At 50.4% G+C, this 13,891-nt stretch carries 11 protein-coding genes; 6 read left to right on the top strand and 5 right to left on the bottom strand.

Annotated features, from left to right (window positions below; all coding sequences use genetic code 11):
• Window positions 1-57: 57 nt before the first annotated feature.
• From PSTEL_RS07980 to PSTEL_RS07960, 5 genes are all read left to right on the top strand, one after another.
• Window positions 58-939 (top strand): carbohydrate ABC transporter permease, encoded by an 882-nt coding sequence (locus PSTEL_RS07980; RefSeq protein WP_038700376.1) that lies wholly within the window; start codon window positions 58-60, stop codon window positions 937-939.
• The gene (locus PSTEL_RS07975; protein ID WP_052098273.1) at window positions 939-1,772 is read left to right on the top strand and encodes a carbohydrate ABC transporter permease; all 834 of its coding nucleotides are present in this window, start codon (window positions 939-941) and stop codon (window positions 1,770-1,772) included. The genes PSTEL_RS07980 and PSTEL_RS07975 overlap by 1 nt, the downstream gene beginning before the upstream one ends.
• A gap of 182 nt (window positions 1,773-1,954) precedes the next feature.
• Entirely contained in the window at window positions 1,955-3,712 is a 1,758-nt protein-coding gene (locus PSTEL_RS07970) for a cache domain-containing sensor histidine kinase (protein ID WP_245625106.1), read from the top strand.
• A 12-nt stretch (window positions 3,713-3,724) separates the two neighbouring features.
• The gene (locus tag PSTEL_RS07965; protein ID WP_038694565.1) at window positions 3,725-5,212 is read left to right on the top strand and encodes a response regulator; all 1,488 of its coding nucleotides are present in this window, start codon (window positions 3,725-3,727) and stop codon (window positions 5,210-5,212) included.
• Between the two features lie 135 nt (window positions 5,213-5,347).
• Window positions 5,348-5,872, top strand: coding sequence for a hypothetical protein (locus PSTEL_RS07960; RefSeq protein WP_038694564.1), 525 nt, complete (start codon window positions 5,348-5,350; stop codon window positions 5,870-5,872).
• 138 nt (window positions 5,873-6,010) lie between these two features.
• On the opposite strand, the gene PSTEL_RS07955 is transcribed toward PSTEL_RS07960, so the two are convergent.
• The 5 genes from PSTEL_RS07955 to PSTEL_RS07935 form a co-directional block, all read right to left on the bottom strand.
• Window positions 6,011-6,973 (bottom strand): glycoside hydrolase family 43 protein, encoded by a 963-nt coding sequence (locus PSTEL_RS07955; protein WP_038694563.1) that lies wholly within the window; start codon window positions 6,971-6,973, stop codon window positions 6,011-6,013.
• 48 nt (window positions 6,974-7,021) lie between these two features.
• Window positions 7,022-8,503 (bottom strand): alpha-N-arabinofuranosidase, encoded by a 1,482-nt coding sequence (locus PSTEL_RS07950; RefSeq protein WP_038694562.1) that lies wholly within the window; start codon window positions 8,501-8,503, stop codon window positions 7,022-7,024.
• 40 nt (window positions 8,504-8,543) lie between these two features.
• Complete coding sequence (locus PSTEL_RS07945; protein WP_038694560.1) at window positions 8,544-9,422, bottom strand: carbohydrate ABC transporter permease; 879 nt, start codon at window positions 9,420-9,422, stop codon at window positions 8,544-8,546.
• A 16-nt stretch (window positions 9,423-9,438) separates the two neighbouring features.
• Window positions 9,439-10,368, bottom strand: coding sequence for a carbohydrate ABC transporter permease (locus PSTEL_RS07940; RefSeq protein ID WP_179944919.1), 930 nt, complete (start codon window positions 10,366-10,368; stop codon window positions 9,439-9,441).
• 78 nt (window positions 10,369-10,446) lie between these two features.
• A complete protein-coding gene (locus PSTEL_RS07935) occupies window positions 10,447-11,847 on the bottom strand; it encodes an ABC transporter substrate-binding protein (protein WP_245625105.1) in 1,401 nt (466 codons plus the stop codon).
• 873 nt (window positions 11,848-12,720) lie between these two features.
• Between PSTEL_RS07935 and PSTEL_RS07930 the strand changes: the two genes are divergently transcribed.
• Window positions 12,721-13,674: an ArsR/SmtB family transcription factor gene (locus PSTEL_RS07930; RefSeq protein WP_038694559.1), complete on the top strand. Its 954-nt coding sequence runs from the start codon at window positions 12,721-12,723 to the stop codon at window positions 13,672-13,674.
• Window positions 13,675-13,891 lie beyond the last annotated feature (217 nt).

The following is a 13,891-nucleotide window of genomic DNA, read 5'->3' as shown; positions in this document are numbered from 1 at the left end:
ATTTTGCCGTAACGGAAGCCTCTCACAAGAAAGAAGGTAGACGGAGTGTTTGGAACCATGACTTATAATAAACAGAAAATACTGATCATTTGCTCGTTTCTCTTTATCCCCCTGCTTCTCCTGGCTACATTTACGTATTACCCGGCAATCAAACTGATCTATTACAGCTTCACCAACTGGGACGGATACAGCCCCGAGAAACCCTGGGTCGGTCTGGCCAACTACCGCGAAGTATTTGCGAACTCGGATATATTCAAAGTCTTCGAACATAACTTTGCCTATTTCGTAATGGGCATTGTCCAAAATATTGTAGCGATCTACTTCGCTATCGTATTGAACAGTAAGCTGAAAGGGAAGTATTTCTTCCGCATCCTCCTGTTCCTGCCTTACATCATGAACGGTGTCGCGGTTGCTTTCATGTTCGGCTTCGTGTTCGATACGACTAACGGATCGCTGAATCTTCTGCTCAGCAATTTGGGGCTTACGCACTTAAGTGAAACAAGCTGGCTTGGCCGAGAGGGCCTGGTCAACTATTCACTGGCCTCCACCGGCTTATGGCGCTTCATGGGCTACAACATGGTCATTTATATCGCCTCTCTTCAGGCCATTCCAAAGGATATTTACGAAGCGGCCACGATCGACGGCGCCAATTCCATGCAGACGCTGTGGAGAATTACGCTGCCTAACATGAAGCCGGTTATTCAGCTTAACCTGTTCCTCACCGTAACCGGTGCGCTCGAAGTCTTCGACCTTCCGTTCGTCCTGACCAAAGGCGGTCCGGCGGGAGCGAGCCAGACGTATGTTATGCGCGTCATCGATACCGCTTTTGCTTATAATAATTACGGTCTCGCCTCGGCGATGAGTATCATCCTGCTGATGTTCGTTGTTCTCGTACTTGGATTTCAGCAGCTTGTTCTTAACAGAGGAGGCGACAAATAATGCGGGATTCCATGTTGAAACCAATCAATCTTCTGAAATATTTGACACTCCTGTTCGGAGCATTCGTCGTCCTCTTTCCACCCTACGTTGTTGTCATTAACGCTTTTAAATCGACGGACGAGTTCAACAACAGCAACTCGATGGCGCTTCCCAACAGCTTCCTGAACTTTGACAACTTCAAGACGGTCTTCGAACGCGGCGGTCTGCTCAGCGGTTTCGGCAATATCATCTTAATTATTGTCGTTGCATTGACGCTGAACATTCTTTTCGGTACGATGGTGGCATACGTACTCGGCCGTTTCAGCTTCAAGCTGAAGCCTGTTATCTTCGCCGCTTATCTGGGTGCTACCGTCATCCCCAGCATTACGACACAAGTTGCGACCTTCGGCATTATCAAGGGTCTCGGTCTATACAACACGATGGGGGCGCCGATCATCCTGTACATCGGGGCGGACGTTATTCAGATCATTTTGTATCTGCAATTCATCCGCAACATTCCGGTCGATCTGGATGAAGCGGCAATGGTGGAAGGCGCGTCATTGTTTAAAATTTACCGCTCCATCATCTTCCCGCTGCTGACGCCGGCGACGGCGACTCTGGTCATCCTGAAGACCATCAGCATTTACAACGACATGTATATTCCTTACCTGTACATGCCCAAGCAGAGTCTTGGCGTCGTCACCACCGTGCTCATGCGCTTCCAGGGCGTGAACTCGGCGGACTGGAACCTGATCTGCGCAGCCATTCTGCTGATCCTGCTGCCCACAGTTGTCCTGTACCTGTTCCTGCAGCGGTACATCTTCGATGGCGTCGCCAACGGTGCGGTAAAATAACATAGAATATTGAATTTACTGAAACGGCTGCCCTGTCCTGCATCAATGGGACTTGGGCAACCGTTTCTCGTTGATTCAAGACCAAGTACGGCATACATTTTGCTGGAAAGGACCGTCAGCCCATGATTACTTGGTTCGGCAAGCTCATACAGAGATGTTGGATATTCCTCGCCAACCTGTCCATGGAGAAAAAACTGATTGTCATCTTTATCTTCCTGCTGTCCTTGCCTATTACTTATGTAAGCTATCTGTCTGCTCATTCGATGAATAAGACTACTCTGCGCAACGCTACGGCCAATGCCGAGCAGATGACGACTAACGCGGGAGTTACCGTTGACCGCTATATCGCGGATTTAAAAGGGTCGACGCTGCTTCCTCTCTACAATACCGACGTCCAGTATTATATGGAGCAGCGGTATACGGATTGGGACAAGAATGTAAGCATCGGCAAGTTTTTGGACTATCTTTTTCATACGAAACAGGAGATTACCGCTGTCTACCTGGTAGACAGTTTTGACTCCGCCTTTTTCTACAAAATGGTAGGTATCAACCAACTGAACACCGATGACCAGCTTCCGCGCTGGAAGTCCATGTTGAAGAATGTCGGAACCTCTCCTGTTCTGGAGGGACGGCATACCATTGACGTTAATCTAGGCGACAGCCGGGAAGTATTCAGCGTACTGCGAACCGTCCGGTCCACCAGCACGCTGGATGACATCGGCATGATCATTTTTGACATCGATATCAATATGTTCCGGGACATTCTGAAATCCGTCGATTCGGTAACGCTAGGTCGCTCTATTATCGTGGATAATAAGGGCAAGCTGGTATACGCCAGCGGAGACGGCTCTTCTTCCGATCAGCTCCAGGCGCTGCTGTCTCACGCAGGATCATCAAGTGGAAGTTATGAGTATACGAGGAACGGCGAGCGCTATCTCACCGCCTATTACGTTTCCTCGCAGACCGGATGGATTACGGCCGTCGACATACCGCTATCGAGCATTTTGTCGGGAATTAAGCAGAACCGCATGAAGCAGCTTGTGACGAATCTTCTCATTCTGTCCTTCGCCCTGTTCGTTGCAACCTTGTTCTCTTACGCACTGACGCGCCCGTTGAAATCCATGATCCGCCTGATGAAGCAAGTTCAGCACGGCAATCTGGATGTATGGATTCACCCCCGCTACAACGATGAAATCGGGATGCTGGGGACCCACTTCAACCGGATGATTATCCGTATCCGCGACCTGCTGAGCGAAGTGAAACAGACGGAGAAACGCAAACAGAAAGCCGATATGCGAGCTCTGCAGAACCAGATCAACCCGCACTTTTTCTATAATACGCTGGAGTCGATCCGCATGCTGGCGGAGAGCCGTGACGACACCCAGATTGCGAAGCTTACCTATCTGCTGGGACAGCAGATGAGATACAGCATCACCCGAAATGATGAGTCCGTAACCGTCCGGCAGGAGCTTGAGCATGTCCGCAATTATTTTAATCTGCTGCAAATCCGGTTTCCCGATAAATACAGCCTGCTTGTGGACGTCCCCGAAGATCTGATGAATCTGCCGATTCTGAAGCTGGTGTTCCAGCCGATCGTGGAGAACGCCGTCTTTCACGGTCTTGAGCCGAAGCAAGGGCTTGGGAACGTCAAAATAACGGCGCGCTATGAGGAAGAGTACGTGCTGCTGCGCGTTGACGACGACGGAGTCGGCATGGATGCCGAGACCTTAAAGCATTTGAATTACAGCCTGATCAACACGGCATCCTCCAGCAGATTCGGCATCGGGCTGCATAATGTGAATGAGCGAATCAAACTTCACTACGGCGAATCTTCCGGCATTCAAGTATGGAGCCGGCCGGGAATCGGAACCTGCGTGACCCTGCGGCTCAAGCTGGACAGCACACCAAGCGACACGGACCTTGTTCTTCCCATTCGTTAGAGGAGGGATTCTTTGTTAAGCATACTTGTCGTTGACGATGAAGTGTTCATTAGAGACGGACTATCCCGCATTATCGGAAGGGAGAGCGGCTTCCGGGTAGCCGGCAGCTGCTCCAATGGGCGGGAAGCTCTCGAGCTGATCGCCGAAGAGCCGGTGGACGTGGTACTCACGGATATACGGATGCCCGAGGTGGATGGGCTTGCACTGATCCGCGAGCTGAAGAACGAGCAGCCCGATATACGCTGCATTATCATGAGCGGCTTCACCGAGTTCAGCTACGCCCAGGAGGCTATCCGCTACGCCGCCGTGGACTATCTGCTCAAGCCGATCGACAAGGAGCAGCTGCTGGAGCTTCTTCACCGTCTGGACAGGGAAAAGCTGCTAGCCGGCGCGAAAGAGAAGCAGCTGCGCGAGCGTCTTCTGGATTCCTGCCTGCACAGCGATGTCTTTACGGAGGTTCTGCCTCCCGGTTTCGCTCTGCCGGCCCCCTATTTTGTAGTGTATGTCCAGAAATGTGACTCGCCCGGCACCCTGAAGGAAGGAACGGACAATTGGCGAACGGCCGATGAGACGGCGGACTGCCTCCCTCTTGGCGACCGCCAGCAGGTATGGATCGCCTACTTCAGCAAGGAGCCTAGCGCCGCCGAAATCCGGAGTGCCAGCTCCCCGCTTCTGTCCGTAAGCTTCGGCAGATCCGTTCATGTCGGTGCAAGCCGTGCAGGGGCCGAAATAAGCGAGCTGAAGGCCGCGTTCGCCGAAGCTGAGAAAGCTCGCGACCTCGGCATTTACAGCGAGTCCCCTTTCTTCTTCGCAGGACATGGCGATCTGCCGCCCAGAGAAGAGTCAGGTCTTCGCCGGCCCGGCGGAGATTGGGAGGTCCTTCGGGAAGACCTTCAAATGCTTCATATCAGCCAGGTCGTCGAGTGGATACACCAGGAATTCGCCTCACTCCAAAGCCGCCGGGCCGGGATGGAGGATATCCTTCAGATGTGCCGGTCTGTTCTGGATACAGCAGCCACGGAGTTTCAGGAGTTCGATTCACTGCTCGGAAGAGAGCAGGTCGAACAGTTGGAACGTTCTCTGGCTTCCGGTATGAGCATCAGCGAAATTGAACGGCAGTTCCGCGCAGCCCTCGAAGGAACCCTGGATGAAATTCGCAAGCTTCGGCAGGAAATGGGCGGCAATGCCGTCGAGCATATCAAACGCTGGCTCTCGGCCAACTACAGCCAGCATGCCGAGCTTGGAGCACTGGCAGGCATGGTGTATTTGACACCCAGCTACCTGAGCAAGCTGTTCAAGCAGGAAACAGGGCTGACGCTGACCGAATACATTACAGAAATCCGGATCAGAAAAGCGAAGCAGCTGCTCCGCAGCTCTCCCGGAATGAAGGTTCACAAAATCGGAGCCGAGGTTGGCTATCCCGATCCGGCCTACTTCAATAAATTGTTCAAGCGAATGGTCGGCGTGACGCCGAACGAATACAAAAAAATCCGGCATTGAGACCAAGCAGCCGGAAATTTCTGCAACCTTTTTCCCCCTGGCACGTTAGAAGGTATACAAGCACAGTTTAAGAAATAATATAGTGGGTATATAGCCTTATACCGTGCTTTTTTGAAGCCAAGGGGGATCGTCAAGATGAAAAGAATCAAAATGTTTGTACTGCCTGCCCTGTTGCTGCTGATTCTGTCTCTCACAGGTGGGACCAGTTCGCTTGGCAGCCAGGCTGTCGCTCAGAGCGGCGCCGAAGAGCAGCATATTACGGTGTATATTCACTCCCTCAAGTCCTCGGGCGATGGCACACTCTTGACGGCAGATGAGATCAACTGGTATCAAGGCGCGGAAGCCAACCGCGTATTTGCGGAGCGCGAGCCTGAGTCCTATGCCGAGTTGGGCGGAACTCCCGACGACTATTACATTGTCAATGACAGCAATGCGCTGACTCAATACCCGATCGCTCCAAACGCCACTGTCACGATGCAGATCTACGACCACACCGGCAATCCGGGGGATTTGGATATCAAATGGAACGAACCAGTTACACTGGATGCTTTCTTGAAGGCTTTTGCCAAAACCGATGTAATCGACCTAAGTTCATTCCCTTACCACCTGACCATTGAGAATGGCGAGATTACTTCGATTGTTCAACAGTACATTCCTTAATTCATTGAACCGATACAATACGAGGCTGCTTCCGGTCATCCCAGGATGACTTGCGGAAGCAGCCTCGTGTGCTGTTATGGACTTTTCATTGCTGCTTGTCTGGAGAGCCAGACTGAGCTTTCGTTGCGATGTGCGTCATTATTTCGCTGCGCTATCCTTAACCGGTATGCCGAATACGGGCAAGCCTTCCTCGTTCCAGCCGAAGACTTGCGCGCGGGTATGCCGGTTCGGATCGTACAGAGGGTCGCCGACGATCTCCTTATAATTCCGGGCATGGTAGATCAGAATATCTTCCCCGTTCTCACCGACAGTAAAGCTGTTATGACCCGGCCCGTATTGCCCGTTCTCCTCGTTGGTGGTGAACACGGGATGAGACAGCTTGTTCCAGGAAGATGCCTCCAGCAGGTCGGCGTCTTCATCGGCCCACAAGAGGCCCATGCAGTAATTGAAGTCAGTCGCGCTTGCGGAGAAGGTCATGAAGATCCGGCCGTTCCGTTTGAGAACCGCCGGGCCTTCATTGACGCTGAATCCGATGGTTTCCCAGTCATATTCAGGCTTCGTGATCATCGTCTGCTTGCCCGTCAGCGTCCAAGGATTGGACATCTCGGAGATGTAGAGATTGGAGTTCCCCGGAATATCCGGGTCCTTCTGCGCCCAGACATAATAGAGCTTGCCCTTATGCTCGAAGCTTGTGGCGTCCAGTGCGAAGGATTCCCAGGCTGTCTTGACCTGTCCCTTCTCCACCCAGGTTCCTTCCAGAGGGTTCTGTGATTCATTCTCCAGCGCGAACATACGATGATCGAACAGACCGTCATTCGTCTCGGTCGTCCGGGCCGCCGCGAAGTAGATGTACCATTTACCGTCCGTATAATGGATTTCCGGAGCCCATATATTGGCGCTGAGCGGTCCCGTCTCATACTTGCGCCAGGCGACAGATGGTTCCGCCGAGGCCAGCTCTTCCAACGTGCGTGCCCGCCGGACTTCGATCCGGTCATATTCCGGAACCGATGCGGTGAAATAATAATAGCCATCAACATGTTTATAGATCCACGGATCTGCGCGCTGCTCAACCAGCGGATTGTTGAAATCGGTGTTCGACATATGCGACTTCTCCTTTAATTCCAGATTAGCGAATGGCTGCCGTTTCGTTTACAGCTTGATAAGGGCTACCGACATTGGAGGCAGCGTAACCGTTAGCGCGGACCCATCAACACGGAAGCCGTCGAAGCTCTCGGGCTTCACCTTATCCGGCTGCTGGAAATCGTTATGATCCTCCATATGCTGTCCGGCCAAAATGACACCAGAAGATACAGCCGGCAATTCCGTTCCCCGGATGTCCACCTGAATAACAGCCTCATGGTTCGGATCGATATTGCACATTGTGATGTGTATGCTTCCGCTTGCGTCACGGGAAGCCGAGACGCTAACCTGAGGAAGTGATTCCCCGTCAAGACTGTAAGTTCCGCAGCAGGCATTGAAATCAAGGAGCTCCGCATCCTGGTGCACCTTGAACATTTCAAAGACATGATACGTCGGCGTCAGGACCATGCGCGGTCCCTCAGTCAAAATCATCGCCTGCAGCACATTGACCATCTGAGCGATGTTCGTCATCTGCACCCGATCGTTATGGTTATGGAAAATATGTAGATGCAGAGCGGCCACCAGCGCGTCCCGGACGGTATTTTGCTGATACAGAAATCCGGGGTTGCTTCCGGGCTCGACCAGGAACCAGGTTCCCCATTCATCTATAATCAATCCCACTCGCTTGTCCGGATCGTACCGATCCATAATGCCGGAATGACGGGTTATAAGTTCATCCATATAGTAGGACTTCTTCATAGTCTCGAACCATCCCGCTTCATCAAATCCAAGCGCATGACGCTTCTCTTCCCAACTGCCAGGGATGGTATAGTAATGCAGGCTGAGTCCGTCCATCAGATGTCCAGCCTCGCGCATCAGCACTTCCGTCCACCGGTAATCATCAATGTTCGCTCCGCCGGCGATCCGGTAAATACGATTATCCCCATAATTTCTTACATAGGTCTGATAACGGCGGTACAGGTCGGCATAATACTCAGGCCGCATATTGCCGCCGCAGCCCCAGTTCTCGTTCCCTACACCGAAATATTTCAGCTTCCAGGGCTCCTCCCTGCCGTTCTCCTGCCGCCAGCCAGCCATCGGCGATTCGCCGTCAAAGGTCATATATTCGACCCATTCGGACATTTCCTGAACAGTCCCGCTCCCCACATTGCCGCAAATATACGGCTCCGCATCAAGCAGCTCACACAGCCGGAAGAATTCATGCGTCCCGAAGTGGTTGTTCTCCACGACGCCTCCCCAGTGCGTATTGACCATCCGCTTGCGGTTCTCCTTCGGCCCAATGCCGTCTTTCCAGTGGTATTCGTCGGCAAAACAGCCGCCCGGCCAGCGCAGAACCGGAATATTCAAATTCTTCAGCGCGGCCAGAACGTCATTCCGCATGCCGTCCGTATTCCCGATCGGTGAATCCTCGCCCACCCAGATGCCTTCATAAATACAGCGGCCCAAATGCTCGGCAAACTGCCCGTAAATGTTGCGGTTAATCTTTCCTTTTCCAATATCGGCATTGATGACCACCTTGATCCTCGCCATCCATAACCTCTCCTATCCTGCTTCTTTATTTATCTTTCAGCTATCCCTTAATGCCTGTCAGCGCGATGCCTTCAATGAAATATCTTTGCAGGAATGCAAAGAGCAGCAGCGTCGGCAGCAGAGCCAGTACCGAGCCGGCCATAATATAGGTCCATTCGGACGAATAATAAGAGCTCAAGGAAGCCAGCTCCAGCTGAAGCGTCCATTTCTCTGGAGAATTCAAGTAAATCAAGGGTCCCAGATAGTCGTTATAAGAACCGTTGAAGGAAAGTACGGCCTGGGTCATGATCGCCGGCTTGGCCAGGGGAACCATGATTTTCATAAAGATACCGAATGGATTCATCCCGTCGATTCTCGCTGCTTCCTCAAGCTCGTTCGGAATGGTCATAAAGAATTGCCGCAGAAAAAAGATAACCATCGGCGCGCCGAACATTCCCGGAATCATCAGGGGCTTCCAGCTGTCCACCCAACCGAAATTTTTGAACATGATAAAGGCGGGAATCATCGTTACCGTGCCCGGGATCATGATCGTTCCGAGCAGAACGGTGAATAACTTGTCGCGGCCAAGGAATGTCTGCTTCGCGAAGCCGTAACCTGCCAGTGCCGAAACGAATAAGCCGATGGCAATCGTCGGAATGATGATCATCATGGTGTTCGTGAAGCCTTGAACCATATTTACCTTCTCGAACAGCAGCTTGTAATTCTCCCACACGACCGGACTTGGAATCCACTGCGGGGGAATCGAGAAGACCGATCCTTCATCTTTCAAGGATGTGGACAGCATCCACAAGAAAGGGACAGCCATCGCAATACCGCCGAGAATCAGCAAAATGTACACCATGACTTTGCCTAAGACACTTTTGAGACTGAATTTCCGTTCGGCCGAATAATTGGAATTGCCTGCACTAATACTGCTCATATAGATCCCCCTTCCGTTAGTTGTAGTGAACCCATTTTCGGGATGCTACGAAATTGATCAAAGTGATTATCATAATTATGAAAGCCACGAACCAGGCGATTGCGGAGGCGAATCCCATGTCGCTGTACTGGAACGCCTGTGAATAGAGATAGTAGACGATTGTGGTAGTCGAATAGTTCGGACCGCCGGCCGTCATGATGATAAAGCGCGTAAAGTCCTGAAGCGCTCCGATCAGAGAGGTCACGAGAATGAAAAAGGTGATTGGAGAAATACCAGGAAGCGTAATATGGCGGAATCTGACCCAGGCTCCCGCTCCGTCAACCTTGGCGGCTTCGTATAGTTGGGTAGGAACATTACCTAGCGAAGACAGATAAAGAATAATGTTAACGCCGAGTCCTCCCCACACCCCTTGAATGATCATGGCCGGCATCGACCAGTGTTCATCGGTCAGCCAAGCCGGACCCTGAATATGCAAGAGACTCAGGAAATAGTTCAGCAGGCCATAATCCGAGTTGAAGATCCACTGCCACATCAGCGTAATGGCCACAACCGAGCAAATGGTCGGAAGGAAGAACATCAGCCGGAAGAAGTTTCTTCCCTTGATCTTCTGGTTCAGCAAGAGGGCGATAAACAAAGATACTGCCATCCCGATCGGCACGCCCAGCGCTGCGTAGAATGTATTCCCCAAGGTCTTCCAAATAAGAGGATCATGAAACAGCATCCGGGTGTAGTTGTCCGCGCCGATGAACTGGGGAGAAGTGCTGAAATCATACTTCGAGAAACTGATATATAAAGAGGACAGAAGCGGATAGAGCAAGAAGATGGCCATCCCGATAAATGGCGGAGCCACAAACAGATAGCCCCAAAGCATCTGCTTCTTGAATCTCTTCTTGGTGGGCTTAATAGAGAGTGCCTTGGCGGCGCCCGCCGATGTGCTGTTTATCATAATATAAATCCCTCCAAAGAAGCTGCACTGCGCTTAAGCACGCAGTGCAGTTCTAATGTATTTCAGTTGATAAGCCTTTTATTTAAAGAGTTCAGGGTTCCCCTGCTTGATCGCGGCGTCGACTTTCGGTTTCAGGTCGTTCAGGAAGTCCTGGGCACTTTGTGTGCCTTTCCAGTATGTTCCCAATGCCTGGTTCAGCGTATCGCTCCACTTGCCGTTCGGCAGATACGTCCACATTCCGGGACCTTCACCCTTGGCTGCATTGATAAATACTTCAGCGTGCTCAGGCTTCTGTCCCTTCTGCAGGAATACATCCGTATTGGACATCGACTTGAAGTTCGGAATCTGGAAGCCCAGCTCCGTCATCTTGGTCTGTCCTTCCGTGCCCGCAAAGTACTCAACCAGCTTGAAGGCTTCGTCCGGGTGCTTCGTCTTGGCATTGATACCGAATCCGACCGAGCCGGACCAGCCGGTATTCCATTCATTCTGCTCCTTGGCAGCCGGGATTGGAGCTACGTCCCAGTCAAATTTCAGCTTGCGGTAGGTCGGAACCATCCAGCGTCCGGCTGTAATCGTTGCCAGTTTACCGGCTTCAAACATTTGACCGTCGTTCATGGATTGCAGAACACGCGCGTCCGGTACTACTTTATACTTGTTGGTCAGATCATAAATATGCTGCAGAGCTTCTGCGCCTTCCGGCTGATTCAGCGTGAATTCCTTGCGGTCATCGCTCAGGATTTTGCCGCCGTTGGACCAGACGTAGCCTTCCCACCAGATCGGACCGGAGCCGTAGATATCCGTTTTGCCGTCATTGTTGGTATCAACCGTCAGCTTCTGCCACATGGCAAGCGCTTCATCCCAGGTCATAGGCTTGTCGGCGCTTGGATATGAAACTCCATACTTATCGAAAATTTCTTTATTATAGTACATAACGGTAGGGCCAATATCCTTCGGCAGTGCGTAGAAGTCGCCCGTACCCGTTTTGTTGCCGTCAAATTTATACCGGTTCAAGCCGGTTTCCCACATGTCATTCACATCGATCTTGTCACTCTTCTCAACCCGGTCCTGGATATCCAGGAAAGCCCCTTGCTTCACCCAACGAGGGAAGTCGCCATCAGAGACGAACAACACGTCGGGCGCCGTACCGCCGGAAATCATCGTATTCATCTTCGTCGGGTAGTCATTCGGGATGTGAAGCAGCTTCACTTTGATATTGGGGTTGGCAGCCTCAAAGCCTTTCAGTACTTCTTTAAATACAGCAAGCTCATCGGAAGCCCCCCATGTCGATATGGAGATTTCCACTTTTTCATTGCTCTTCGCGGAGTCTGTCGCCGCCGTGGTTGCTGCAGCCGTCGATGCAGCTCCCGGTGTTCCCGTATCCCCGCCGTTTGCCGAATTGTTGCTGCCGCACGCCGCAAGCATGCTGGACAACACCAGCGATAATGAGGCCAGGGTAATCCAACCTTTTTTCTTAATCACTAGAACCCCTCCTATAAATAATCATCAAAGCCTTTATAGAAAGAACCGCATGGTTGATTGTAAAGAACTGACACCCGCAGTTCTGACTAACAAATGAATGAGTTTTTTCGAAAAGCTCATGTATTCGCTTACACATAAAGTAGCACATCCACTGAATCATGTAAACTTATTTTAATAAAACAATTCATATTTATTTAAATATAATCGACGAAACTAAGAATTTTAGCGTGAAATTGGCATGTTGAACACCTATAAATAATAGTTTAATTTATAATTATATATAACATAAATTCATTCCAGTTCCTGTAATCGGATTCTTCAAAGCGTAACTCGTGGTGACCAGGATATGTAGATATTAGCCGTGCCTTGTCCAGAGCTGCTCCTTATCCGGAAGTGATCTGTCGTCCATATTTGATACAATCTCCAGACGATCAGAAAAAGCTCCTGGAAACATTGACCAGGTATTCACATCGCACGCCTCCTTCTTCACTTATTCGGAGCCGTCTTAACGGTAGTGATGATTCCACTTTATATTATTGTTAACTGATTAAAGAACATTTGAATGTATTCGCTTTCAGATATAAAATAACATATAGAAGATGTACTGTAAACTAATTTATATGAATCATTTTATGTTTTTATAAAGTTAATTAAGATATTTAAATATGATTCAATCATTAAAGCCCTTTCATACTTTTATGTTTTAAATATTTATGTATTAAATGAACAAAATTCAAGGGAAATCGTAAAATCTTTAGAATATATTGTGTTATCTCATCAAAAAGTGAATGTAACCTTTCTTTTTTATCGAAATCAGTTTATTATTATTTAAAACATTACTTTTCACAAAGTAACCGGGAGAAGGTAAAGATTATGATTTATATTAAAGACTTAATGAGCGGAATCGACATCTTTAAAGCGCTCAGTTCTGAGATTCGCATACAGATTCTTGAAATGCTCGCATCCAACCAGGAATTGAATCTGAACGAAATCGCCAAACGGCTTAATTTGAGCAATGGCGCCATCACCATGCATATTAAGAAGCTGGAGGAGAGCGGGCTGATCGAAATCAACACCTCGGTCGGTAAACACGGGATTCAGAAAGTGTGTTATCTGAACAAAGACAGGCTCATGGTCGACCTGCGCAGCAAGGATGTCGACAATTTGTATGAGGTGGAAATTCAGGTGGGGCATTACAGCAACTACGCAGCGGTTCCTACTTGCGGCCTCGCTACAAAGGACAGCATTATCGGGGATTTTGACGAGCCGCGTTATTTCGCAGACCCGCAGCGGATCAATTCGGAAATTGTCTGGATGGCGGAGGGCTTTCTGGAATACCGGATTCCGAACTATTTGAAGGCGAATCAAAGCTTCCGGGAAATTCAATTCTCATTGGAGCTTGGCTCCGAAGCACCCGGCTTCTCCAACAATTACCCCTCCGACATTTACTTCTATCTGAACGGGGTCGAGCTGGGCTTTTGGACCAGCCCCGGCGATTTCGGCGATGTTCGGGGAACCTTTAACCCGGATTGGTGGCCGCCGCATCTGAATCAATACGGCATGCTGAAGCTGATCCGGATCAACAACGAAGGCAGCTTCATCGATGGCTGCCGGATTTCGGATATCACACTGGAGAAAATTCAGCTGGATTACCGCAGCGAGCTGACCTTCCGGATCGCCGTGACGGACCAATCCGTCAACAAGCGCGGCTTGACGATCTATGGCAAGCATTTCGGCAACTACAGTCAGGATCTACTGGCCCGTGTGCTGTACGACGTACATGAAGTCGAGAATATCGAGCCGACCAAAGTTACGACCGCCGAATAACCACTTTAGCAATGGCTGCCAGGATAGGACCATGCCGGAATATGCCGGACATGGTCTTTTCGTGCGCCAGTGCGCGCAAAAAGCCTCCTTTTCAACAATGATGAGATGAGCATCTCTACAGTGTCCGCAAAGAAGGCGGTTCGGGCTATGGCTCCGGTGCCAAACAAGCACCCGTATAAAATCGGCGTAGGCAATCCACACTAACTCCTGTCTTTCA

Origin of the sequence: Paenibacillus stellifer (genome assembly GCF_000758685.1) — a bacterium.
GTDB lineage: Bacteria > Bacillota > Bacilli > Paenibacillales > Paenibacillaceae > Paenibacillus_AQ > Paenibacillus_AQ stellifer.
Note: the sequence above shows the minus strand (reverse complement) of the source record. Positions and strands in the feature narration are given on the sequence as shown.

What these genes read in the sequence shown, in the direction of transcription:
- PSTEL_RS07930 (WP_038694559.1), top strand. Translation starts at nt 12,721, where the DNA reads ATGATTTATATTAAAGACTTAATGAGCGGAATCGACATCTTTAAAGCG.
- PSTEL_RS07975 (WP_052098273.1), top strand. Translation starts at nt 939, where the DNA reads ATGCGGGATTCCATGTTGAAACCAATCAATCTTCTGAAATATTTGACA.
- PSTEL_RS07970 (WP_245625106.1), top strand. Translation starts at nt 1,955, where the DNA reads ATGGAGAAAAAACTGATTGTCATCTTTATCTTCCTGCTGTCCTTGCCT.
- PSTEL_RS07950 (WP_038694562.1), bottom strand. Translation starts at nt 8,503, where the DNA reads ATGGCGAGGATCAAGGTGGTCATCAATGCCGATATTGGAAAAGGAAAG.
- PSTEL_RS07960 (WP_038694564.1), top strand. Translation starts at nt 5,348, where the DNA reads ATGAAAAGAATCAAAATGTTTGTACTGCCTGCCCTGTTGCTGCTGATT.
- PSTEL_RS07980 (WP_038700376.1), top strand. Translation starts at nt 58, where the DNA reads ATGACTTATAATAAACAGAAAATACTGATCATTTGCTCGTTTCTCTTT.
- PSTEL_RS07955 (WP_038694563.1), bottom strand. Translation starts at nt 6,973, where the DNA reads ATGTCGAACACCGATTTCAACAATCCGCTGGTTGAGCAGCGCGCAGAT.
- PSTEL_RS07945 (WP_038694560.1), bottom strand. Translation starts at nt 9,422, where the DNA reads ATGAGCAGTATTAGTGCAGGCAATTCCAATTATTCGGCCGAACGGAAA.
- PSTEL_RS07940 (WP_179944919.1), bottom strand. Translation starts at nt 10,368, where the DNA reads ATGATAAACAGCACATCGGCGGGCGCCGCCAAGGCACTCTCTATTAAG.